The following is a 23,718-nucleotide window of genomic DNA, read 5'->3' on the forward strand; positions in this document are numbered from 1 at the left end:
CTAGGAGCTATCGAAGCGGCATGGTCAGGTTAAAGAAGAACATTTGGACACTATACATGGCGCTACTTACAATAAGCGCCGTGCTGTTCGTGTTGTTTGGCCGCTACCATTATGAGTCAACCCTGAATAAGTACAAAGATAAGCAGCTCCTACAATTGGAGCTGTTTGCCTCTTCTGTCGAATCACTTCTGAAAGGACAAGAATCGTTACTTGAAGTCATTGGTCATCAGTTGGTCGAGAGAAATGACTTTACTCGTACAGCAGCAGTTCAAACTCGCCCGATGCTGGACAAACTGCTCAGTATCCATCCGGCGATTATTGGATTCGGCCTAACCAACCCCGATGGAGACTACATCGCCGTAAGCTCCAACTTAATCTTGGCAAAGCTACATAATCTAAAACAAGATCCACTGACTCGTGATACCTTTTTGGCAGCACTCAACTCCGACCGAATGATTATAGGTCGAACGTATTTTATGCCAGCTCAAGATTCACTTGTGATTCCGATCCGAAAAGCAATTCCAAATAAAGATGGTGTTGTACAAGCAGTGATGACGGCTGGCTTTAATATGAATTCATCTTCGGTTTTTCGTAACGACATCCATGCCAATGAACACAACAGGGTCACATTGATCCGCAGTGATGGCTACCTTACTTTTAGCTCGTCAGAAGATACAACCCTAGAAGATTACCTAAAACCTGCCAATGATTTAGATATAAAAGCCGTTATGGCTCAAATCACAAAAGATTCAGGCTGGGATATAGCGCAACTAAAAGAGCTCACACGAGCGCTCAATATTGTTGTCGACAATTCTCGCCTGAGTGAGTTAATCACATTGAGATACCTTCCTGATTATCATCTTTGGGCCTCTTCCTCGACAGATTTGAATTTTATTAAGCGCGGATTTTACGAACAGTTTGCACTGTACTCGATTGTTTTTCTTATCGTCCAAGGTGCTTTTTACGCTTTATTCCGCTCTATTGCGAACAATGAACATAAAACAAAACTGCGTTTGCTCTATCAAGCGAACCACGATCATCTCACTGGATTACCAAACCGAGAGTACCTACGCGCAAACATTCGACACTGGCTTTCTGGGAAAGGGAACCCTTTTTCTTTGATGTTTATCGATATTGATAATTTCAAATCAGTCAACGACACACATGGTCATGACTTTGGCGACGAAGTTCTAAAACAAATATCTATCCGCTTAAACACCTTTGTTAACGATGGCCGATTAATCATCCGTGAAGCCAGTGACGAGTTTATTTTTCTAACAAATCGAATTGATGAAGTAAGCGTTAAAAGACTAGCGAGCGACTTAATAAAGGCGCTATCAGAACCCTACGAAGTCAATGACAGTCAGTTTCTGCTCAGTTGCAGTATTGGTATTGCCTGCTATCCACACCATGGTGAAACATTAGATGAACTGCTCCTGTCAGCCGATATTGCGATGTATCAAGCGAAAAAACAACGCAACGTATACAGCCTGTTCAATCAGCAGATGCAAGCTACACACCTGCGTAAAATGAAAATTGAGCAACGCCTGAGGCTCGCGATAGATAAGCAAGCGCTTCATATGGTTTATCAACCTCAGTTAAACCTAGAAGGCGATATTTATGGTGTCGAAGCGCTTATTCGTTGGAGTGATGATGAGCTCGGCTTAGTCCCACCAAGTGAATTTATTCCCGTCGCAGAAAGCACTGGGTTGATGGTTCGTATTGGTGAACAAATCATTGAAAATAGCCTGACAGATATGGCTAAACTGACTGGTAATATTGATACATCTATCCAGATGTCTATTAACATCTCGGTCAAACAGTTTGTTCACGCTAAATTCATTACTAATCTTATGAATGCTATTGAGAAGCGCGGCATCGAATGTTCAAAGATTACCCTAGAGATCACCGAAAACCTGTTTATTGAAGATCTTGAAAAGTTCGCACCAATTTGCGAGCGCTTGCATGCTCTTGGCTTTAAAATCTCGCTCGATGATTTCGGGACTGGCTACTCTTCATTAAGCATGTTGCGTACGCTACCTATTGATGAGGTGAAGATTGACAAGAGCTTTGTCGATCACATTGAGCATGACAAAAAAGCACTGAATATGGTTAAGAATATCATTTCTATCGGCAAAAACTTTGAAATGAAAGTACTGGCTGAAGGAGTAGAAACGCTGCAACAACTGAATGAGTTAAAAGCTTGCGGTTGTGATTTGATTCAGGGCTACTTCTACTCTAAACCTTTATCGCTTGAAGACCTGATCGCTTTTACGAAGCAGAACCAAAGCAAAGAAACCGTAGTTGAATAATTACGATCGCTTTGCTTAGAAGGTTTTATTTATTCATTTCTTGGTACATCACCTCCACCAACTCTCCTTTCGGATCGCCTGACAATTCCCAAGTAAAAATACCGCCTAAGTTCGTCTGTTTAGCCCAATTTGCTTTGGCTTTGATCGAGCGTTGATCTTCGTAAGAGATAAAGACTTTCTTTACAGGATGCCACAAGTAAGGCGCTTGAGATTGCTCATCATACTTGTACTCGTAGCCCTGCTCCGCTCCATAGTTCTTCACCAAATCCCAGAACATGAAATAGCCGTTCTCACCCGTACCAAACTGCGCTCCTTGCTCAGATACAAGATCTTGCGTTGGTAAGCCACCCGAGAAGTCTTTGGTGCCTTGCCAGCCACGCCCGTAAAACGCAGCGCCAATCACCAGTTTCTCACTTGGAATACCGAGCTCAATCATCTGATTGATGAACACGTCTGCGCCCATGCCCCACCAGCTTCGCTCAGTCGCATGCAAGTTGGTAGTATGCCCAGTTTGCTGCCCCCAACCACCAAGGAAGTCATACGTCATCGCAAACATGTTAGTTAGGTACGGCTCCGCGGCTTTCCAATCGATACCTGCTGCTTTTGGACCAACGCCTACCGCTGTAGAGAGCTCGTATTCACGTTTGGTTTGATTTGTGAGTTCATCTAACTCTGCACGCATGGTTTTTACCAAATAGGTAAAGGCCTCACGCTCAGATACTTTTTGTTCATCAGAAAGCTTGGTGTCAGGGTTCCAAGGCGACGTTGTTAAACCGCCACCACCTGGGTATTCCCAATCCAGATCAATACCATCAAAGAAATCATATTGAGCAATCAACTTAACGGCAGTTTTTGAAAATTGATCCATCGCTTGTTTGCTTTTCGCCATAGCATGGAACGGTTCGGACATTGTCCAACCACCAAAAGAAGGGAGAATGTTAAGATCAGGATGTTGTTTCTTCATTTCAGCAAGTTGAGCGAAGTGGCCTTTGTATGGCACGTTAACGGAGACATCGCCAAAGTCCTTTTCTAATGCTGCTTCGGTATCGACAATGATCGCCGTATACGGATCTTTTCCTTCACATTGTTCGGCAACCAGTTTTTGTACCGTTTCAGAAGCACCGGCATGAGGGCCGCACATACTAAGAAACGCGTAAATCACATGCGTCAGCTTATCGGCGGGAATATCGTTCACCGTGTATGGGTTTTCTGCATTCGCGTACTGCCAATCCGCAAAGTAACCTGCTACGACTTTTTGCTCGGCGTGCGCAGCACCAGTCAGCCCCATAATCAGAGCAGCAAGAAGTGTCTTTTTCATTGTGTTCTCCAGAGTAGATGTACAAATTTAAAGCTACTCCTAGAGAATATTTTTAACTTGAAAACGAAATCAGGCTGCGAGTCATTTATAACTCCTCGCAGCCTGATTACATAAGTTGCATATTATTTGTGCTAACTCTCAGATGCCGCGTTGCCGTGCATTTGCTCATCTAAGTTGAGTACCGTTAATGCGTTGCTGACGCTCGTGGCGATCACGTCTATCGCTCCGGTTCTTAATGCTCCAAGTAAGGCGAGCGGCTTGCTGTTCTCCGCTGCAATCGCGATGACTTCCGATATTGGGCGAAACTCTTCAATACCAAGGCCAATCACTCGGTCACTCATTACGGTGTTGGCAACATTACCGTGAATATCAAAGAAATCATAACCTGCAAAGTCCCCGACCACGCCTTGTTGAAGTCTCGACTGAACCACTTCATCAGGCGTAAACCAACCTAAGTCCACCATGTAGCTGTTTTCGCTCATGTCACCAATACCGACCAAAGCAACATCGGCTTTACGTGCTAGGTCGAGCGTTTGTTTCACGGTTGCATTTTGCATGAAAGCCAACTTCTGTTCTCTGTTCTCTGCATAAGCCGGCGCATAGAGAGTTTCGGACGTTCCACCGTACTTTTTCGCTAACTGACGACAAATGTGGTCGGCGTTATACATACCACCACGTGGGTGAATACCGCCGATACCACATACAAATTTACAGTCACGCGGCGTAATAACACCAATATGGTGAGCGACGGACGACACGTTGCGCCCTTGTCCAACGGTCACCACCATGCCGTTTTTAAGCGTGCTGGTGAGATAATTGGACACCAATCCCGACACCTGTAGTCGCTGTGCCTCTTCATTTGGCTGATCAAGAGCGACAAGCGCACGCTTAACGCCGAATCGCTCGATCAAACGTTGCTCAATCTTGGCGCTAAACACCGGGTGGTATTTAACGGTGATTTCAACGATGCCTTCATCACGCGCCTGCTTGAGCATTCGCCCGACCTTTGCGCGTGATATGGCAAATTTTCTCGATATCTCTTCCTGAGTCGCACCGTCTTGATAATACGCGACGGAAATCTCTGTCAACAAATCCGTGTTTTCAATGGAAATATCTTGGTTAGAACTGCTCATGGTTTCTCTCGCCCTTTAAGAGGATCGATATTGTATGCAATAAGTGAGCATATGCTCATTGACTTAGCATATGTTCTTTATCAATTTAAACGCTACATTTGCTCATCGCAATAACATTTTCTCACTACAATTTTTTACCCTAGCGTACAACGCTCAAGCTTTGAACAATAAGGGCAAACGTTTATTTGGGTTAACCACTAAACACACAGTAAAAAAACGTTGATGAAGTTCACTATAAGTCGATTTCAGCAATTGACTTTCAGCATAGATAGGATAAATATGGACACATCATTTACTCAGCTATCGATCAAATGTTCATGGCATTTGTTCGGTAACGAAATTTTCCGTAGTTGGCTGAGCAGATGTCTCATTAAATGCGATGAGACGATTAGCTAACTCGCTTGCAAATGCACAAGCTGTGATAACAAAAATCACGCTTAAGCCCATTTAAATAGGATGATCGATTATGAGCAACAAGTTAGAGCAACTTCGTAAACTAACGACTGTAGTAGCAGACACTGGCGAAATTGATGCAATCAAAAAGTATCAACCAGAAGACGCAACAACTAACCCTTCTCTTATCCTGAAAGCCGCTCAAATCGCAGAGTACGCACCTCTAATCGATGCTTCAATCGAATATGCTAAAGCACAGAGCAACGACAAAGCTCAACAAGTTCAAGACACTTGTGACATGCTTGCAGTAAACATCGGTAAAGAAATCCTAAAAACTATTCCAGGTCGTATCTCTACAGAAGTTGACGCACGCCTATCTTACGATATGGAAGGCAGCGTAGCGAAAGCACGTCAACTAGTAAAAATGTACAACGATGCAGGCATCACTAACGACCGCATCCTTATCAAACTAGCGTCTACTTGGGAAGGTATCCGCGCAGCAGAAATCCTAGAGAAAGAAGGCATCAACTGTAACCTAACGCTTCTATTCTCATTCGCTCAAGCGCGTGCTTGTGCAGAAGCTGGCGTATTCCTAATCTCTCCATTCGTTGGCCGTATTATGGACTGGTACAAAGCGAAAGAAGGCCGTGACTTCGAAGCTTCAGAAGATCCAGGCGTACTGTCTGTAACTAAGATCTACAACTACTACAAAGAGTACGGCTACAAAACTGTCGTAATGGGCGCAAGCTTCCGTAACATCGGTGAGATCCTAGAACTAGCTGGCTGTGACCGTCTAACTATCGCTCCTGCTCTACTTGCAGAATTAGAAGCTGCAGAAGGTGAAGTGGTTGAGAAGCTAGTTGATTCTAAAGGCGCAGCTGAGCGTCCTGCACCAATGACTCACTCTGAGTTCCTATGGGAACACAATCAAGACCCAATGGCGGTTGAGAAACTGGCTGAAGGCATCCGCAACTTTGCCGTTGACCAAGGTAAACTAGAAGCGATGATCGAAGCTAAGCTTTAATTGCTTACCAAAAGCGAGTAGCCCGTCTACTCGCTTTTACCATCAGCGCTTATTCAAGATTTTCTATTTGAACTTGTTTCGACGAGTTCCCTCTATTTAAACCCTTATCGAGAAGTAATCACTATGGATCGTAAATACCTAGCAAATGCAATCCGTGCACTAAGCATGGATGGTGTTCAACAAGCTAACTCTGGTCACCCAGGTGCACCTATGGGCATGGCTGATATCGCTGAAGTTCTTTGGCGCTCTCACCTAAACCACAACCCATCAAACCCTGAGTGGGCAGACCGCGACCGTTTCGTACTGTCTAACGGTCACGGCTCAATGCTAATTTACTCTCTACTGCACTTGAGCGGTTACGAGCTATCTATCGATGATCTGAAAAACTTCCGTCAGCTTCACTCTAAGACTCCAGGTCACCCAGAGTACGGCTACGCGCCAGGTATCGAGACAACAACGGGTCCTCTAGGTCAAGGCATCACTAATGCGGTTGGTATGGCTCTAGCTGAGAAAGCGCTAGCAGCACAGTTCAACAAAGAAGGCCACGACATCGTTGACCATTTCACTTACGTGTTCATGGGCGACGGCTGTCTAATGGAAGGTATCTCGCACGAGGCATGTTCTCTAGCTGGTACACTAGGTCTAGGCAAACTGATCGCATTCTGGGATGACAACGGCATTTCTATCGACGGTCACGTTGAAGGTTGGTTCTCTGACGACACGCCTAAGCGTTTTGAAGCGTACGGCTGGCACGTAATCCCGGCAGTAGATGGTCACGATTCTGAAGCGATCAACGCAGCAATCGAAGCGGCGAAAGCGGATCCACGTCCTACACTTATCTGTACTAAGACAATCATCGGTTTTGGTTCACCAAACAAATCTGGTTCACACGACTGTCACGGTGCGCCACTAGGTGCAGAAGAAATCGCAGCAACACGCAAAGAACTAGGTTGGGAGCACGGTCCTTTTGAAATTCCGCAAGAAGTCTACGCAGAATGGTCAGCGAAAGAAACAGGCGCAGCTAAGGAAGCAGCGTGGAACGAGAAATTTGCAGCTTATGAAGCAGCGTACCCTGAGCTGGCAGCTGAATTTAAACGCCGCGTAAACGGTGAGCTTCCTGCACAGTGGGAAGAGAAAGCAAGCCAAATCATTGCCGATCTTCAAGCAAACCCAGCAAACATTGCATCACGTAAAGCATCTCAAAATGCTCTAGAAGCATTTGGTACTCTACTACCTGAGTTCATGGGCGGCTCTGCTGACCTAGCGCCGTCTAACCTAACCATGTGGTCTGGTTCTAAGTCTCTAGAAGCAAGTGACTTCTCTGGTAACTACATCCACTACGGTGTACGTGAATTCGGTATGACGGCGATCATGAACGGTATTGCGCTACACGGTGGTTTCGTTCCTTACGGCGCGACATTCCTAATGTTCATGGAGTACGCACGTAACGCAATGCGTATGGCGGCTCTGATGAAGATTCAGAACATCCAAGTGTACACGCACGATTCTATCGGTCTTGGCGAAGATGGCCCAACTCACCAACCGGTTGAACAAATGGCATCGCTACGTCTAACGCCAAACATGAGCACATGGCGTCCATGTGACCAAGTTGAATCAGCAGTGGCTTGGAAACTAGCGATTGAACGTAAAGATGCACCAACTGCGCTTATCTTCTCTCGTCAGAACCTAGCGCAACAAGAGCGTGATACGGAGCAATTAGCAAACATCGCGAAAGGTGGTTACATCCTGAAAGATTGCGAAGGCAAGCCAGAGCTAATCCTTATCGCAACAGGTTCTGAAGTTGAACTAGCAGTAGAAGCAGCAGCACAGCTAACTGCTGAAGGTAAGAAAGTACGCGTTGTTTCAATGCCATCAACAGATGCATTTGACAAGCAAGACGCCGCTTACCGTGAAGCCGTTCTACCATCAGACGTAACAGCTCGTATCGCTATCGAAGCAGGTATCGCTGACTTCTGGTACAAGTACGTAGGCTTCGACGGTCGCATCATCGGTATGACTTCATTCGGTGAATCTGCACCTGCTGGTGAACTGTTCAAAATGTTCGGTTTCACTACGGAAAACGTAGTAAATACAGCAAAAGAACTACTAGCGTAATTGCAGTAAAAAGATAATCAGTTTTCTCTATTGCGAATGTGAAAACTGAAAAGCCCCGCCAGCAATGGCGGGGCTTTCTTTTATCTGGCCCCTATTTGTATAAACACAGCCAGAAAGTGAACACAACGACTTTCGTTACGGCTATTTGTCTTCAAATCGAAGCGCGAGCTGATAGAAATCTTGTACTTGCTCTTTCAACTGACGGCTGTTTTGCTCTACGGAGTGCGTTGCTGCCAAGTTTTGCTCTGCCGTAGAAGCAATAGAGTGAATATGCTGATTTACATCGCTGGAGAGCTTCAGCTGATTATTCGCCGCTTCCGCCACATCGACCATCAACCCACTCATGCTTTGCATCATCTGTTCGACCTCAGACAAACGAAGCGCGCTTTGCTCTGCAACCTGAGAACATGTATCCGTTTGCTCTTTGTTTGCCAGAATGTCTTTTTGCCAACTTTGTATCGTCGCCAACATAGCAGAGATAGACGCTTGGATTTGTTCAGTTGCATTGGATGTGCGACCAGAGAGCGCGCGCACCTCATCGGCAACAACAGCAAAACCACGACCTTGCTCACCCGCCCTCGCCGCTTCAATTGCCGCGTTAAGTGCCAGTAAATTGGTTTGTTCTGCGATCCCACCAATCTCTTCCATCAAATGATTCACTTTCTGCGCCTGATCACTCAGTTGATACGTCGTTTCCGTCGCTTTTTCAGCTTGAAGGCTTAATTGCGCTAGATTGGTGTGCGTTTGATCGATGGTCTCCTTCGTCATCAAGCATGACTTCAATGTATCATCAATTAGCATATGGGCATCATTGGTGCTAGAAGAGACTGAATTCGCCGAAGACTCCACCTCTTGAGTCGCATCACGTACGCGATGAATATCGGTGTTTTGCTGATTTAATGCAGCCGAAACTTCTGCTGTGGTTTGGCTCAACTCTTCAGCACAATGCTGCAAAGGCAATGCGGAGTCTGTCATTCTTCCTAACACGGTTCGAATTCTTGCGGATAGCATTTTGATATGGAAATCGACAATCGAAAATGCCGTATTACCGGAATAGATCAAGCGACTCACGCTGTCGTATTGCTTTTGTAACTTTTTCAGTTGTTGAGGCGTATCAATTAATTCTTGGCGGAATAACAACGCTAGAACACTCGCAGGTAGTGCACTTGAAAGCCAAGCTAATGGACCTTCAATAGACAATGCATATGCGGCTGCAGGTGCGGTCAATGCGCCTAGTAGAATCGCATAGCGAATGTTTTCATTGAGTTTCAACGACCAAGTACGACCTGATTTCTCGGCGGCGCGCATACTCTTGTAGGCTTTCGTGGCTATATCAACCCACTCTCGCTTTGGCTTCACGCGCACAGATTGATAACCAACAACGTGGTTATTTTCATAAATAGGGGTGACATAGGCATCAACCCAATAGTAACCACCCGACTTAGTGGCATTCTTAACCATGCCGCGCCAGGCTTTGCCTTGCTTAAGACGTGCCCACATATCGCCGAAAGCGGCTTTAGGCATGTCATTGTGGCGAACGATATTGTGGTTCTGGCCGACGAGTTCTTCGTGAGTGTACTCAGCAACACGGCAAAAGGCTTCGTTACAATACGTAATAACACCTTGTAGGTTAGTTGTTGAGACGAGTTCCTCAGACTCCCTCACGAGAGTTTCTTGAGCTTTATGAGAAATATTGACTGACATAGACGAAACTTCTGTAGTTTTTATTGATTTTCGGCAAGATATATACAGGATTTTTATTTTTATTACAAAAAGTTAGACAAAAAGTCTTATCAATTCGACATTTTTAGTGTGGGAATTCACATTATCAATAAAAACATAAAGAAGAAGTTGTAGAGTTGAGCTAATAAACAAAACCCGACACGTTATGCCGGGCCATGTATAGAAGATTTAATCAAGCAGTTTGGGATTCCGTTTCTTTGTTCGTTTTCAAAGCAAACATCACGATGACGAGTAACACAAAAGGAAGAACGTACAAATTAAGGTTTTGCCAACCTACGGTGGATTCAAGCCAGCCAGATAGTAATGCAGTGATAGTGACACAACTGAACACGAAGAATTCATTAAATGCCTGAGCCTTGCTCCTGTTTTTCGCTTCATAGCTTTGACTAAATAACCCAGTTGCCGCGATAAACATAAAGTTCCAACCAACGCCTAACAGAACTAAAGCAAGACTAAAGTGCCAAATGGACACTCCGTGTATGTTAATTCCAATACAAGCAACAAATAGCAATCCACCGGCTAAAATCATATTCTTCGCGCCAAACCGCTCTATCAAGCGTCCCGTGACAAACGCCGGTGCAAACATGCCCAGCACATGCCATTCGATCACTCCTGCCGCTTTGTCAAAATCAAAGCCACAACCAATCATCGCCAGAGGCGTTGCTGTCATTAAAATGTTCATCACCGCATACGCAACCATTGCGGCGATAACCGCTAGCATGAAATTAGGTCGACGGATAATATGCCCCACTTTATCCGCTTTAGTATGTAGAACTTGCGTGTGTGCTGGTGGAAAACGAATCGTTTGCAGCACGATCAACGCAGTTATATAAAGTCCAATAAGCACGGCAAAAGCACTAATGTACAAACCATCATCTGACCATTGCTGTGAATACACCGCCAAATTAGGGCCAAGTATCGCCGCTAGTACCCCTCCCGCCATAGATATCGAAATCGCCCTGTGTCTTGCCGACTCTTCACACACTTCAATAGCAGCAAATCTGTATAGCGTACCGAAGCCAATACCAACACCGAGCAAAAAGGTAGAAACACAGAATAGATAGAAGTTCTGTTGACTTAACGCATACGTCGCTAGGCTGGCACCCAAAATGCCAATAACATTACCGAGACTAAACCCAAGGCGACGTCCTAACTTGCCCATAATCAGTGATGCTGGGATCGTCGCAGCCATCAGTCCTAAAAATTGCAGCGCAACGGGCAACGTAATAAAACTTGATGACGGCGCAAGTGTTTTGCCAATAAGGGCAATAACAGATATGAGTAAAATATTCCCTGTCATTAATAGGGCTTGGCAAAGGGATAATAGCCATACATTACGATTCAATTCCAAATTCCTTTTGGTTACAGCGCATACAGATAACATATAGGAAAGCAGAAACAATAGAAAGAGATGCGAGTAATTCTCAATAAAAAGAGCCAGAGGCACAATGCCTCTGGCTCTTTAAAAAAAGTTCTTTCTGTTGAGCTTATTTGTTACGGCGCGCTTTTACTGCATCAGAAAGCTGACGAAGTACGGTTTCCGTATCTTCCCAACCGATACATGCATCGGTAATCGACTGACCATAAGTGGCCGCTTTACCATCCACTAAGTCTTGGCGACCTTCAACTAAATGAGACTCAATCATCACACCAAAAATTGCTTCTTCGCCACCAGCTATTTGCTCTGATACGTCATCAGACACCAACATTTGACGTTTGAACTGCTTCGAGCTGTTAGCGTGGCTAAAATCAATCATCACTTTTTTCGGTAGCCCTGCGCCGTCTAACTCGTCTTTAATTTGAGCAACATGCGCTGCACTGTAGTTTGGCTCTTTACCACCACGGAGAATGATATGGCAATCAGGATTGCCAGCGGTTTCTACGATCGCAGAATGACCGTATTTTGTTACTGATAAGAAGTGGTGAGAAGCACTTGCAGAACGAATCGCGTCGCTCGCGATCTTAATGTTCCCGTCTGTACCATTTTTAAACCCAACAGGGCAAGAAAGACCAGAAGCAAGCTCACGGTGAACCTGAGATTCTGTCGTACGAGCACCGATAGCACCCCAACTGATCAGATCCGCCACGTACTGGGGCGTGATCATATCTAAGAACTCACTCGCGGTCGGCAAGCCCATATCGGTAAGATCAAGAAGAAGCTTACGTCCAATACGCAGACCATCATTCAGCTTGTAGGTATCATTTAGGTAAGGGTCGTTGATCAGACCTTTCCATCCTACCGTTGTACGCGGTTTCTCAAAATAAACTCGCATCACAACTTCTAGTTGTTCACCAAGTTCATCACGTAATACTTTTAGCTTTTTACCATATTCAACCGCAGCAGCAGGATCGTGAATGGAACACGGGCCAACAATTACAAGTAATCGGTCATCTTTTCCTTCAAGAATATTGTGAATGGCATTACGGCAATCAAAAGTGGTCGAAGAAGCGGTTTCAGTCGCTGGGAACTTCTCTAATACTGCTACAGGTGGCAATAACTCTTTTACTCTATTTATTCTTACATCATCAGTTTGAAACATTACTTCTACTTCCTGGTTTTTATTTCCGACCCAATTTTTTGCCAACTGAACTCATTGCAACATTGTTCACAAAGCGAGCAGCATCAAGGGCTCTGGTCATTTTCTGTCTAGCGTTTAAGTAACTTATCGGCTTAGGCGTAGACTTGCAATCAGTTTTTGCAAATAAATGCAAATAAAAACCACCTGTTAACCACCGCGCACGATGTAAAGTAAAGTTTACGAAAAAAAGTTCAAAATAATCATCAATTTTCTTATGACCCCAAAAATCTTTACTACAATGTAAGAAATATCAGAAGTTTGTGAGGTGTTATTGGTTAGTAAATGTTGATCAAGTTCAAAGATATTGTTGCTTGATATGAAATGATTAGAATATTAAACTAATTTCTTATAAACGCTGGTTTTTTCTAATTTTTTGATAAAACGAAGTAGAAGTTAATATGCAATCAATACAAGGAAACATTATGAACAAAGTAGCAATTGCAGTAGCAGCAGTGGTAGCTGGTAGTAGCGCGCTTTTAAACTCTGCTCAAGCTGAAATGTATATCGGGGGCAAAGTAGGCATGACTACACTTGACGATGCTTGCTATCTAAATAGCCCTTGTGATGATGAAGCTTTTGGTGCTGGACTACATATCGGTTATGACTTCACCGATATCATCGGGCTAGAGTATGGTGTCGACTTCTTAGGCGATTACAAAGCTAACTTTAAGTCAGGGGCTAATACAGTTAATACGATCGACGGCAATTTAACGGCTTTAACTCTCGCACCTAAATTCAACTGGCACTTAAACGAATCTTGGAACTTATTCGCTAAGATCGGTGGTGCTTACATGATGTCTGATGACGAAAAAGATTTCGTTCCAACTGGCTCGCTAGGTGCTGAATACACTATCGACAGAAACTGGAGCGTACGCGCAGAATATCAACGCTATCAAGACCTGTCTGATGACGTATGGGACGACATGGACGCTAACTTCTTCGGTATCGGCTTTAACTACAAATTTGCGGCTGCGCCAGTGGTTGCGGCAGTTGTAACAGAAGAAGTGGTTGAGCCAGATCCAGAACCAGTGATGATGAGCAAAGTGCACAAAGAAGAGTACGGTACAGGTACGTTTGAATTCGACAGTGCTAAGCTAACAGACTCTGTTTCGGAGCGTCTAGACAACTTCGTATCATTCTTGAACGAATACCCTCAAGCTCAAGTAGAGATCACTGGCTACACGGATAGCTCTGGTCCTGCGACTTACAACCAAAAACTGTCTGAGCGTCGTGCTCAATCTGTTGCGGATTACCTAACTGCTGCAGGCATTGACTCAGATCGTTTAACTGTGAAAGGCATGGGTGAAGAAAACCCAGTTGCTGACAACAGCACTCGTGAAGGTCGTGAGAAAAACCGTCGCGTAGAGGTTGTGGTTCCTTCGTTTGAATACCAAGAGCTAGTTCAACCTGAATAAACATTTATGATACTTTATCTATGATGTTGTAAAAGTTAATGGGGTGCATTTGCACCCCATTTTGATCTCTCTTTATCGCTCTTTTTACTATGGTTTTGGAAAAAAGATTAACTCGTTATCTTGCACCATAACGCAATCCATACCCGCTGCATGCGCCGCTCGTTTACCTAGCTCGGTATCCTCGAATACAAGACATTGTGACGCTTCCAACCCAAGATGCTCGGCCGCCACCAAAAAGGTATCCGGAAAAGGCTTATGGTTCTCTACATCACTTGCTGTTACCACAACATCCAACTTGTCCAATAAACCGGAGTGGCTCAATAGGCGCATGGCACTTTCTCGTTGACTGCCAGTTCCGACCGCTATTTTCTTGTGGCCTAAATATTCTTCTAACACGATATTAGTGCACGGAATAACGTCCCCGTGCAGCTCCATAGCAGCGAACGTTTCCATTTTAAATGTAGCGACGGTTTTAGGATCTAATGAAAGCTCATGCACACGGTTTAGCTCCTCAACAATTTTAAAGCTCGGCATGCCCCCTAAACTGTGAAACCACTCCTGACAAAACGGAAAATCAAAGCGATCTGCGGTTGCTTGCCAAGCAGCCAAATGGGCTGGCATGGTATCTATTAAAGTACCATCCATATCAAATATGAATCCCTCATAGGGCCTAAAATCAATCGTGCTCATGTCTTTTCTTCTATTTGTACATCTGTGATGTTAATTTATCAGCTCTTTCAATCGTCCTTACCGGCATTTACTTATCATGCTCAAAATTTCGAACTCCGTCACAATTCAAGAGTGGGAAATTCAATTATCCCCAATTAGAGCTCAAGGAAATGGTGGCCAGAACGTTAACAAGGTAGCGTCCGCTATACATTTACGCTTTGATATCCGACATTCCAGCTTACCTGACTTCTACAAAGAACGATTACTTGCTCTTTCTGACAGTCGTATAACTAAAGATGGCGTGATCATCATCAAAGCGCAACAATTTCGCACGCAAGAACAAAATAAGGAAGACGCCCTGAATCGGCTTCAAGCTTTAATTAAAGCTGCCGCCTTACAGGAGAAGAAGCGTATTAAAACGAAACCAACCCGCGCTTCTCAACGCCGAAGACTTGATACCAAGAACAAGCATGGAGCGAAAAAGCAGCAACGTAAGAAAGTGCTGTATTAATGCATGTCGTTTTCTCGACATGTTAGTTGAACAACGTTTGCTAGCCCTTGGGAAATCTCATTGGATTTCTCTTTTTAGTTACTTATTCAGGAAACAACAATATGACTATTAGGCAAAAACTCTACTTCCTCGGAGTTATCGCCATTTTAGGCATCGTGGCCCTTTTGGGTACGTCATCCCATTTCGCCAATAAGAGCAATGAACTTAACCACGCCATCAAACTCGTTGGCGATCTAGAAATACGTTTACTCAACTTACGCAGAAACGAGAAAGATTTCTTACTGCGTAGTAATGACAAATACTTAAACAAATTTGATGCGAATGTTGATAAGTTTCTAAATACCGAAAAAGAGCTTGCGAGCATACTCACGAGCAATGAATTACCTTCCAGTCAACGATTCAAACAAGACCTTCTTGCATACCAAAAGGGCTTTCAGAATCTGGTCAGTGCTTACCAACGCTACGGACTTGATGCAAAGAGTGGCCTTCTTTCTGGTTACGAGCAAGCACTGTTAGAAGCCAAGCAACGCTCCGACCACCAGCAATTGCTGGCGTTGGTTCGTTTTGACTCTGCAGTCAAATCAGGTCAATTCAATAGTGATTTGCTTGTTGGGCTATATGCTCCGGAGCTCATCAAAACAGGTAAGCTAGTAGCGGCACAAAAACAAGTTGTAGGGGTCGCTTACGACCAAGGCCTACTTGGTGAAACTCGTGCATTATCTCATGCCGTAGAAGAGCAATTTGAAACCTTTTCGACAGCCCTTAGCTCTGCTGCTGCAAAGCGTGATGAACAAATGTCGACCATCAAGCAAGTCATTACTGCCCTGATCTTAGGTGTTATTTTCGCATTGATTTGGCAGATCTCTCACTCAATCAATACACGAGTAAACAGCTTGCTTGGTACCATTCGAAGCATTAGCGAAACAAACAACATGGGACTGCGCTCTGACTTGAAAGGCAAAGATGAGCTATTTGATATCAGCCACCACCTGAATGATCTGTTGGATAAGCTTGAGCAGTTAATTAGTGGCACCCAAGAAAAATCGGCGCAGTTAACGGCCAGTACCGATAATATGCATCGTGAGCTAGAAGGGGTTATGGAGCAGTTCCATACTCAAACGGACCACACTGCATCGATGGCTACTGCGGTTCAGCAAATGGTGGCAACGATAGGCGAAATATCGGAAAGCACGTCGGTTGCGGTAGAGGGTGTGCATCAAGCCGCGAATAATGCCGAACAAGGCCGAAGTGTTGTTGAAACTACTGTAACCAACATTGGTCAATTGACCAGTATTTTATCGAACAGTCAGCAGTCGATTGGCTCGTTGAACCAGCATGTAGATAAAATTGGTGGTGCGGTGAACATCATCCAAGAAATTGCGGAACAAACTAACTTACTGGCTCTCAATGCAGCAATTGAAGCCGCGCGAGCAGGCGAGCAAGGTCGTGGCTTCGCCGTTGTTGCCGATGAAGTACGTGCCCTAGCTAGCCGAACTCATCAATCTACCGAGGAAATCACACGAGTTGTTGTTGATATTCAAGCTCAAATGTCGACGGTCGTGGCGGATATTGATCAATGTAACGATCAAGGACAACAAACGCTTAATGCCTCTGAAAAACTGGATTCTAGCCTGCAACAGATCATCACTGACATGCATGCAATTCAGGGCAATTCGGAGCGCATTGCTTCAGCGATTGAAGAGCAAGGTATCGTGATGAACCAAGTTAGTGGCTCAATCACCGAGCTTAACGCGATATCTGAAAACAACATGCAATCTGCTCAGGAATGCTTGCACGAAGTGAACTCTGTTTCTGCTCAAGCTCATGATATGGACGAAGCCGTTGCACAATTTAAAACCGCGCTAAAATAACCTTCCCTACAAATAAAAAGCCCGAGGCAATCATTGCTTCGGGCTTTTTTTCGACTTTAACTTCGTGCTCTACTGTGCACTGCGGGTGTGATTACTCATCATCAAGAGGAACCAGCTTGGTGTTGCCGCCATGAACTTTCTCACGCTGTCTTTGCACCAGAGCGTAGAAGCCTGGGATCAAGAATGTACCTGCTAGAAGCACACACAATAGACCACCAATCAGCGACACGCCGAGCGAGTTTTGGCTCACGTGCCCTGCACCTGCGGCGAAGATCAGCGGGAAGATACCCAGGATAAACGACCAAGATGTCATATTCACAGCGCGGAAACGTAACGTGCCTCCTTTAACCGCTGCACTATCGATATCAGCATCTTTTTCTTCACGTTCTTGCTTGGCGAACTCCACAATCAAAATTGCGTTTTTCGCCGCCAAGGCTATGAGCAAGACAAGGCCAATTTGCGCATACAAGTTAAGCGGTGTCCCAGTCAGATTCAACGCCAAGAAGGAGCCTAACGTTGCTACTGGCACCACCAAAATTATGGCTAATGGAATACTCCAGCTCTCATATTGTGCCACCATGAACAAGTAAATGAAGATCAAAGCCAGTGCAAACGCATAAATGGCTTGGTTACCCGCAAGTACTTCCTGGTAAGCCATACCTGTCCATTCGTACGTGTAGCCCTGCGGAAGAACCTCTGCAGCAACGCGTTCCATTGCGGCAATCGCATCACCACTAGAGTAGCCCGGAGCTGGTTGGCCTTGAATGATAGCACTGCGGTACATGTTGTAACGCCATGCCACATCAGGCTCGAACACTTGCTCGTAGCTCACTAGCGTACTTAGCGGAACCATATCGCCGTTCGAAGAACGAACATGGAAACGCTCTAGATCTTCCATGCTGCTACGGTGCTGGCTATCAGCTTGCATGGTTACGCGGAAGTTCTTACCAAACATGGTGAAGTCATTCACATAAAGCGAACCTAAGTTGCCTTGCAAGGTTTGGAAAATAGACGACAGTGAAATACCCAACTGCTGTGCTTTCTCACGGTCGATATCAACGTAGTAGTGCGGGACATTCGCGCGGAACGTACTAAACGTGTAGGCAATTTCAGGGGCTTGGTTGGCCGCTTGGATCATTTCTCCCATGACCATCGACAAATCGGTACGGCTTCGCCCTAGCGTATCTTCAAGCACAAACTCAAAACCAGACGCAGCGCCCATACCAGGGACCGCCGGTGGCCCCATCGCAAACACAACCGCTTGAGGCAACTCTGTTGCAGCACGACCGTTAATACGCGCCGCGATGGCATTGGCAGAGTGCTCCCCTTGCAACGAGTTACGAGTATCCCAGTCATGCAGTTTGATAAACACAGATGCACCGTTTGATGCTGCTGCGCCTGTCATAAACGAGTAACCGTTCGCAACCGTCACGCCATCAACACCAGGTTCTTCACCAATCATGTTCATTAAATCATTGGTGACTTCTTCAGTACGAGATAAAGAAGCTGAATCTGGTAGCTGAACGTTAACCAGCAAAATGCCTTTATCTTCTTGAGGAACAAACGCTGTTGAGGTGGTTTTCGCAAAGAAAGTGACCGCCGCGATAGCGACTATAAAGAACGTCACGAGCAGCAAAGATTTCTTCACCAAGAAACCAGCGACCTGACCATAACGCGTTGTGATACGCTCTAAGCCTCGGTTGAAAGCCTGGAACCAGTTAGCGGTGTTGCCCCCACCCTGCTTCAATACCAAAGAACAAAGTGCTGGAGACAGCGTCAATGCGTTAATGGATGAGATCACAACCGAAATACAGATGGTCAAAGCGAACTGGCGATACATGATACCAGTGATACCCGGCAGCATCGCGACTGGTATGAATACCGCAAGTAGAACCAAGGTCGACGTGATGATTGGGCCCGTTACTTCTTTCATCGCTAGCAATGTCGCTTTACGCGGTGAAATGGTTGGGTCTTTCGCCATGGTGGTATCGACGTTTTCGATAACCAGAATCGCATCGTCCACCACGATACCAATCGCGAGGATCAAACCAAACAAAGTGACCGTATTGATGGTGAAGCCCGTCGCCTGCATGATGGCAAACGTACCAATCAGAGAAACGGGGATCGCAACAACAGGAATCAAAGTTGCGCGCGCACTACCCAAGAACAAGTAAGTTACAGCAATCACCAATAGAATCGCTTCAATCAGTGTTTTTACTACCCCTTTGATCGATTCAGATACGAACACGGTTGTATCGTAGCTGGTCTCGTACGCCATGCCCTCAGGGAAGTTTTTACTCAAGTCCTCAAGCAGCTCCATGACGGCCTGACCACTTTCTAACGCGTTCGCATCTGATTGAAGAGACAATGCAACAATTGACGCGTCCTGACCACGGAATTTACCGTTACCATCGTAGAACTTTTTGCCTAGTTCAACGCGAGCAACATCTTTCAGATAAACCGTAGATCCATTGGGATTAGCTCGAAGGACAACGTTCTCAAACTCACTCACGCTTTCCAAGCGACCTTTGGTCACAAGGTTAAACTGAACTTCTTGCGGATTGTTGTATGGTGCTGCACCAACACGCCCTGCCGCAACTTGAACGTTCTGTTCAGCCAAAGCGGCGTATACGTCTGACGTGGTTAGCTTAAGGTTGGCCATTTTTTCCGGATCTAACCAAACACGCATTGCGTATTCGCCACCACCAATCACGTTAACTTCACTGATGCCTTTCGCACGAGCGAGCTGATCTTTTACATTCAAGTTAATGTAGTTAATCAAGAACTGATCGTCGTATTTGCCATCAGGCGAATAGAAGTTAAGGACCATCAGCAAGTCAGGTGAGCGTTTTTTCACCGTCACACCAACCATGCGCACTTCTTGAGGCAGTTTTGACTCGATCTGTGACACACGGTTTTGCACGTTTACTTGCGCCATGTCTGGATCGGTTCCGACATCGAACGTGACATTTAGGCTGTATGAGCCATCGTTCGCGCTCTTTGAAGACATGTAGATCATGTCCTCAACGCCATTGACCGACGTCTCTATGGGGTCCGCAATGGCCTGCTCGACAACTTCCGCACTCGCACCGGTGTAGTATGCCGAAACGCTGACTGATGGCGGACTTATCTGTGGGTACTCCGCCACTGGCAAAATCGCCAGTGAGATCGCGCCTGCTAGCGTTAATATGATCGAAATAACCAGCGCGAATTTAGGTCTCTGAATAAAGAAACGACTTAACATAGTGCCCCCTACTGCTTATCTTCAGCAGGTGTTTGAATGCGCACTTCTACACCATTACGCACACGCTGTAGGCCCTGTGTAATAACCGTATCTTCCTGTTCGAGGCCTTCTCGAATGATAATGCCTTGTTCAACCTGAGGTCCAAGCTCGACGTTACGACGCTCAGCCACACTTCCCTCAGCCATCACCATCACAAAGTCACCTTCTAAGTCAGTCTGTACGGCACGTCGTGGGATAACAATAACGTCTTTTGTGTTCTTATCTCTCAAGTTCACTTTGATGTGCTGACCCGGAAGTAACTTCTGCTCTGGGTTTGGCACTAGCGCACGCATTGCAATCGTACCAGTTTTGGTATCAATACGATTACCTAAGAAATCGAGCTTACCGAGATGCTCAAAAAACTGACCATTTTCCAGCTCAAGCTGAACTTCAACTCTGTTTGATTCTGCTGAGCCGTCGCCTTTGACTTGATCCATACCCATGGCTAAACGCTCGCGCTCACTCACACTAAATGAAGTATGCACTGGGTCTAAGCTCACCAATGTCGTCAGCACGCCAGATGAAGGGGAAACAAGATCACCAGTACTCACTTTGGTATCGCTAATGCGACCGCTGAACGGAGCTCGGATTTGAGTATAAGAAAGGTTAACTTCAGCAAGCTTAAGCTGAGCATTTGCTGCTTCTAGCTCGGCTTTCGCACCAAGAAGTGCCGCAGTTAAGGCGTCAAACTCAGATTGAGAGATACTACCGCGAGGCAACAAGTTTTTACCTCGGGTGTGGTCTAGTTCCGCTTTTTTTAGCGCGGCTTTTGCTTGTGCAAGTGCCGCTTTAGCGCTCGCGACTTGTGCTTCAAAAGAAGATGGCTCGATAGAATAAAGAAGCTGCCCTTTTTCTACCATTTGCCCCTCTTCAAAGTGACGAGCTTTTAAATAGCCAGAAATCTGCGCGGTAATATTGGTATCTTCTACTGCTTCAATGCGACCGATATAAGACTTGCTCGGTTGGTAGTCGATAACCGTGACATCCTGAGTCACTACGAGAGGCGCTTGGCCTTCCCTTTGGGCATTATTAGCTTCCCCGCATCCAGCGAGGATTGCTGTAGCCGCCATTAGTGCGACAAGTGGTTTCTTTTGCATGTATTTACCGTCTTTATAGAACAGGATATTGTTGAATTCCCATCAACCTTACTCCTTGCTGCTACTGAAAACTTCACTCAAAAGCCCCCAAAATGTTTCTAAATGTAAATATGAGAAACAAAAAGAAAATAAAGTAATTTAGTTAACAGTGATATTTAATGAACAATATACAAACAGCTCAATCATAACTATTTGGTATACACTCTCAGGCATCGTGCATTTAGAGGCGCTAGGAAACGCGAATTAAGATATCGTATAAAGACGGAAGTGAGATTCGGTGCTCAAGATAAGAACGTTTTATGGTTAAAAAGACAAAAAATGACGCCTTCATACTCAAGACCCCGATTTTGACTATTTTTTTAATATAAATGGGTTATCATTCAATTAATTCAACGCCTTCGACAGAGAGGATGACTATGATTTCTAAATGGGCAAAACGCTTTTACCAGATGGCAGAACTAGTGGCGTCTTGGAGTAAGGACCCATCAACACAAGTCGGTGCAGTTATCACTAAACAGAATCGCATTGTATCTGTTGGATTTAATGGCTACCCGCACGGTGTTTCTGACAGTGTCGATACCGATGAACGCGAGTTGAAATATCTAAAAACACTGCATGCAGAAGAGAACGCAATTTTGTTCTCAAAACGTGATTTAGACGGATGTGATATTTGGGTGACGCATTTTCCATGTCCTAACTGCGCGGCAAAGATCATTCAAACAGGGATCTCACACGTACACTGCCCTGAGCAGTCTGAAGACTTTTTATCTCGCTGGGGAGATAAAATCCAAGTCAGCCAAGACATGTTCGATCAAGCGGGTGTGAAAGTCGACTGGCTACCACTAGAAGACATTGAAATTGAAGACAAAGACGTACGTTAATGTTTCGTTTTTGAATTTAAAAATAGCCCAGATGACTCTGGGCTATTTTTCCCCATTCAATCGAGAAGAACCGCTCGACCTGGTCTGTTAGCCGTGTTTTTTCGCGGTGAGTTCAGCAATTTTGACGATGACAAGCACTGACTTCTCCATCATTTCAACCGAAATAAACTCATGAATCCCATGGAAGTTAAAACCACCAGTGAAGATATTCGGGCACGGCAACCCCATAAAAGATAAACGTGCGCCATCTGTACCACCACGAATAGGTTTTATAATCGGTTCAACATCACACGCTTCCATCGCTTGCTTCGCTAACTCAATGATATGCGGGTAAGGCTCAACCATTTCTCTCATATTGTAATAGCTGTCTGTTATTTTCAGTTCTACAGAACCATGACGTAAGCCCGCGTTCATGTCATCAACGAGTTTCTGCATAAAGGCTTTTCGCTCTTCAAGGCCCTGACGATCAAAGTCTCGGATAATGTAACCAAGTTCGCTTCGCGCCACGCCCATTTCTGCCGATTTTAAATGGAAGAACCCTTCGTAGCCTTCTGTTGTTTCGGGAGTTTGATCTTGAGGCATTTGAACCTGAAATTTCGCAGCCAAGTTCATCGCATTAACCATTTTACCTTTTGCAGTACCAGGGTGAACGCTGACACCATGAAAAATCACATCGGCGTTTGCCGCATTAAAATTTTCGAATTCCAGTTCACCTTGCGGGCCACCATCAATAGTGTATGCCCATTTCGCGCCAAACTTTTCAACATCAAATAAATCTGCGCCCCGGCCAATCTCTTCATCTGGTGTGAAGCCGATACGAATGTCGCCGTGTGGAATGTCTGGATTTTCTAGTAACAGCGCGACCGCAGAGAGAATCTCAGCAATACCAGCTTTGTTATCCGCGCCAAGTAATGTAGTGCCATCGGTAGTGATAAGGTTATGGCCATGTAGATGATGTAAATCTGGGTATAGCACCGGAGATAACACTTCATCCCCCAACCCTAGCGCAATATCGCCACCTTGATAATCTTCAATAAATTGCGGTTTTACGTTTTTTCCTGAGGCGTCAGGCGCGGTATCCATATGGGCAATAAAGCCGATAGGCGGCACCTCATAATCAACGTTAGCTGGCAGTCTAGCCATCAAGTAGCCATTTTTATCTAATGTCACATCACTTAAGCCAAGTTCGATCATCTCTTTCTTAAGCAACTCAGCAAACACAAGCTGACCAGGCGAGCTTGGGCAAAGCGTAACATGTGGATTTGATTGGGTATCGAACGTGACGTAGCGAAGAAATCTTTCAACTAAATGTTTCATATTTATTCTCATTGTTTTTATACGATGAGGCTTTATCAACCATCAGTAAGCTGACCT

At 45.1% G+C, this 23,718-nt stretch carries 16 protein-coding genes; 7 read left to right on the forward strand and 9 right to left on the reverse strand.

Annotation, left to right across the window (positions count from 1 at the left end; all coding sequences use genetic code 11):
* Positions 1–20 precede the first annotated feature (20 nt).
* Entirely contained in the window at positions 21–2,312 is a 2,292-nt protein-coding gene (locus tag F7Y48_RS10885; protein ID WP_170901865.1) for an EAL domain-containing protein, read from the forward strand.
* A 25-nt stretch (positions 2,313–2,337) separates the two neighbouring features.
* Here F7Y48_RS10885 and F7Y48_RS10890 read toward each other — a convergent pair whose 3' ends face one another.
* Positions 2,338–3,630, reverse strand: coding sequence for a glycoside hydrolase family 18 protein (locus F7Y48_RS10890; RefSeq protein WP_316683965.1), 1,293 nt, complete (start codon positions 3,628–3,630; stop codon positions 2,338–2,340).
* Positions 3,631–3,761: 131 nt separating this feature from the next.
* Positions 3,762–4,763, reverse strand: a complete 1,002-nt coding sequence (locus tag F7Y48_RS10895) for a sugar-binding transcriptional regulator (RefSeq protein WP_005396112.1) — start codon at positions 4,761–4,763, stop codon at positions 3,762–3,764.
* A 466-nt stretch (positions 4,764–5,229) separates the two neighbouring features.
* Here F7Y48_RS10895 and tal point away from each other — a divergent pair, with 466 nt between their 5' ends.
* Together tal and tkt are read left to right on the forward strand one after the other, a co-directional pair.
* Positions 5,230–6,180 carry a transaldolase gene (tal, locus tag F7Y48_RS10900; protein ID WP_005396118.1) on the forward strand — a complete coding sequence of 317 codons (951 nt, stop codon included), beginning with the start codon at positions 5,230–5,232 and terminating at the stop codon, positions 6,178–6,180.
* A gap of 123 nt (positions 6,181–6,303) precedes the next feature.
* Entirely contained in the window at positions 6,304–8,295 is a 1,992-nt protein-coding gene (gene tkt, locus F7Y48_RS10905; protein WP_006741137.1) for a transketolase, read from the forward strand.
* A gap of 141 nt (positions 8,296–8,436) precedes the next feature.
* Here tkt and F7Y48_RS10910 read toward each other — a convergent pair whose 3' ends face one another.
* The 3 genes from F7Y48_RS10910 to aroG all read right to left on the reverse strand — a co-directional run bounded on the left by F7Y48_RS10910 (position 8,437) and on the right by aroG (position 12,578).
* Complete coding sequence (locus F7Y48_RS10910) at positions 8,437–9,999, reverse strand: PAS domain-containing methyl-accepting chemotaxis protein (protein ID WP_316683967.1); 1,563 nt, start codon at positions 9,997–9,999, stop codon at positions 8,437–8,439.
* 211 nt (positions 10,000–10,210) lie between these two features.
* On the reverse strand, positions 10,211–11,383 hold the full coding sequence (locus F7Y48_RS10915) for an MFS transporter (RefSeq protein ID WP_046875894.1): 1,173 nt from the start codon (positions 11,381–11,383) through the stop codon (positions 10,211–10,213).
* A 142-nt stretch (positions 11,384–11,525) separates the two neighbouring features.
* A complete protein-coding gene (gene aroG / locus F7Y48_RS10920; RefSeq protein ID WP_005396134.1) occupies positions 11,526–12,578 on the reverse strand; it encodes a 3-deoxy-7-phosphoheptulonate synthase AroG in 1,053 nt (350 codons plus the stop codon).
* Between the two features lie 461 nt (positions 12,579–13,039).
* Between aroG and F7Y48_RS10925 the strand changes: the two genes are divergently transcribed.
* Entirely contained in the window at positions 13,040–14,032 is a 993-nt protein-coding gene (locus F7Y48_RS10925) for an OmpA family protein (RefSeq protein WP_005396135.1), read from the forward strand.
* An 87-nt stretch (positions 14,033–14,119) separates the two neighbouring features.
* Here F7Y48_RS10925 and F7Y48_RS10930 read toward each other — a convergent pair whose 3' ends face one another.
* Positions 14,120–14,722: a beta-phosphoglucomutase family hydrolase gene (locus F7Y48_RS10930; protein ID WP_031780520.1), complete on the reverse strand. Its 603-nt coding sequence runs from the start codon at positions 14,720–14,722 to the stop codon at positions 14,120–14,122.
* Positions 14,723–14,798: 76 nt separating this feature from the next.
* Here F7Y48_RS10930 and arfB point away from each other — a divergent pair, with 76 nt between their 5' ends.
* Positions 14,799–15,212 (forward strand): alternative ribosome rescue aminoacyl-tRNA hydrolase ArfB, encoded by a 414-nt coding sequence (arfB, locus tag F7Y48_RS10935; RefSeq protein ID WP_005396137.1) that lies wholly within the window; start codon positions 14,799–14,801, stop codon positions 15,210–15,212.
* 101 nt (positions 15,213–15,313) lie between these two features.
* Complete coding sequence (locus F7Y48_RS10940; RefSeq protein ID WP_316683974.1) at positions 15,314–17,083, forward strand: methyl-accepting chemotaxis protein; 1,770 nt, start codon at positions 15,314–15,316, stop codon at positions 17,081–17,083.
* 91 nt (positions 17,084–17,174) lie between these two features.
* Here F7Y48_RS10940 and vmeZ read toward each other — a convergent pair whose 3' ends face one another.
* Positions 17,175–20,327: a multidrug efflux RND transporter permease subunit VmeZ gene (vmeZ, locus tag F7Y48_RS10945; protein ID WP_046875892.1), complete on the reverse strand. Its 3,153-nt coding sequence runs from the start codon at positions 20,325–20,327 to the stop codon at positions 17,175–17,177.
* Between the two features lie 8 nt (positions 20,328–20,335).
* Positions 20,336–21,463, reverse strand: coding sequence for a multidrug efflux RND transporter periplasmic adaptor subunit VmeY (gene vmeY, locus F7Y48_RS10950; RefSeq protein WP_005396140.1), 1,128 nt, complete (start codon positions 21,461–21,463; stop codon positions 20,336–20,338).
* A 416-nt stretch (positions 21,464–21,879) separates the two neighbouring features.
* On the opposite strand from vmeY, the gene F7Y48_RS10955 reads away from it, so the two are divergent.
* Positions 21,880–22,344: a dCMP deaminase family protein gene (locus tag F7Y48_RS10955; protein WP_005373515.1), complete on the forward strand. Its 465-nt coding sequence runs from the start codon at positions 21,880–21,882 to the stop codon at positions 22,342–22,344.
* Between the two features lie 87 nt (positions 22,345–22,431).
* Here F7Y48_RS10955 and pepT read toward each other — a convergent pair whose 3' ends face one another.
* Positions 22,432–23,661 (reverse strand): peptidase T, encoded by a 1,230-nt coding sequence (gene pepT / locus F7Y48_RS10960; RefSeq protein ID WP_316683989.1) that lies wholly within the window; start codon positions 23,659–23,661, stop codon positions 22,432–22,434.
* Positions 23,662–23,718: the final 57 nt, after the last annotated feature.

Origin of the sequence: Vibrio sp. 2-1-2a (assembly GCF_032648565.1) — a bacterium.
Taxonomy (GTDB): Bacteria; Pseudomonadota; Gammaproteobacteria; order Enterobacterales; family Vibrionaceae; genus Vibrio; species Vibrio diabolicus.

Bases quoted from the DNA above. Each gene is read 5' to 3' on its own strand.
- F7Y48_RS10910 (WP_316683967.1), bottom strand. From the start codon at position 9,999: ATGTCAGTCAATATTTCTCATAAAGCTCAAGAAACTCTCGTGAGGGAG.
- F7Y48_RS10885 (WP_170901865.1), top strand. From the start codon at position 21: ATGGTCAGGTTAAAGAAGAACATTTGGACACTATACATGGCGCTACTT.
- aroG (WP_005396134.1), bottom strand. From the start codon at position 12,578: ATGTTTCAAACTGATGATGTAAGAATAAATAGAGTAAAAGAGTTATTG.
- F7Y48_RS10955 (WP_005373515.1), top strand. From the start codon at position 21,880: ATGATTTCTAAATGGGCAAAACGCTTTTACCAGATGGCAGAACTAGTG.
- F7Y48_RS10930 (WP_031780520.1), bottom strand. From the start codon at position 14,722: ATGAGCACGATTGATTTTAGGCCCTATGAGGGATTCATATTTGATATG.
- F7Y48_RS10890 (WP_316683965.1), bottom strand. From the start codon at position 3,630: ATGAAAAAGACACTTCTTGCTGCTCTGATTATGGGGCTGACTGGTGCT.
- tkt (WP_006741137.1), top strand. From the start codon at position 6,304: ATGGATCGTAAATACCTAGCAAATGCAATCCGTGCACTAAGCATGGAT.
- F7Y48_RS10895 (WP_005396112.1), bottom strand. From the start codon at position 4,763: ATGAGCAGTTCTAACCAAGATATTTCCATTGAAAACACGGATTTGTTG.
- pepT (WP_316683989.1), bottom strand. From the start codon at position 23,661: ATGAAACATTTAGTTGAAAGATTTCTTCGCTACGTCACGTTCGATACC.
- arfB (WP_005396137.1), top strand. From the start codon at position 14,799: ATGCTCAAAATTTCGAACTCCGTCACAATTCAAGAGTGGGAAATTCAA.
- vmeY (WP_005396140.1), bottom strand. From the start codon at position 21,463: ATGCAAAAGAAACCACTTGTCGCACTAATGGCGGCTACAGCAATCCTC.
- F7Y48_RS10925 (WP_005396135.1), top strand. From the start codon at position 13,040: ATGAACAAAGTAGCAATTGCAGTAGCAGCAGTGGTAGCTGGTAGTAGC.
- vmeZ (WP_046875892.1), bottom strand. From the start codon at position 20,327: ATGTTAAGTCGTTTCTTTATTCAGAGACCTAAATTCGCGCTGGTTATT.
- tal (WP_005396118.1), top strand. From the start codon at position 5,230: ATGAGCAACAAGTTAGAGCAACTTCGTAAACTAACGACTGTAGTAGCA.
- F7Y48_RS10940 (WP_316683974.1), top strand. From the start codon at position 15,314: ATGACTATTAGGCAAAAACTCTACTTCCTCGGAGTTATCGCCATTTTA.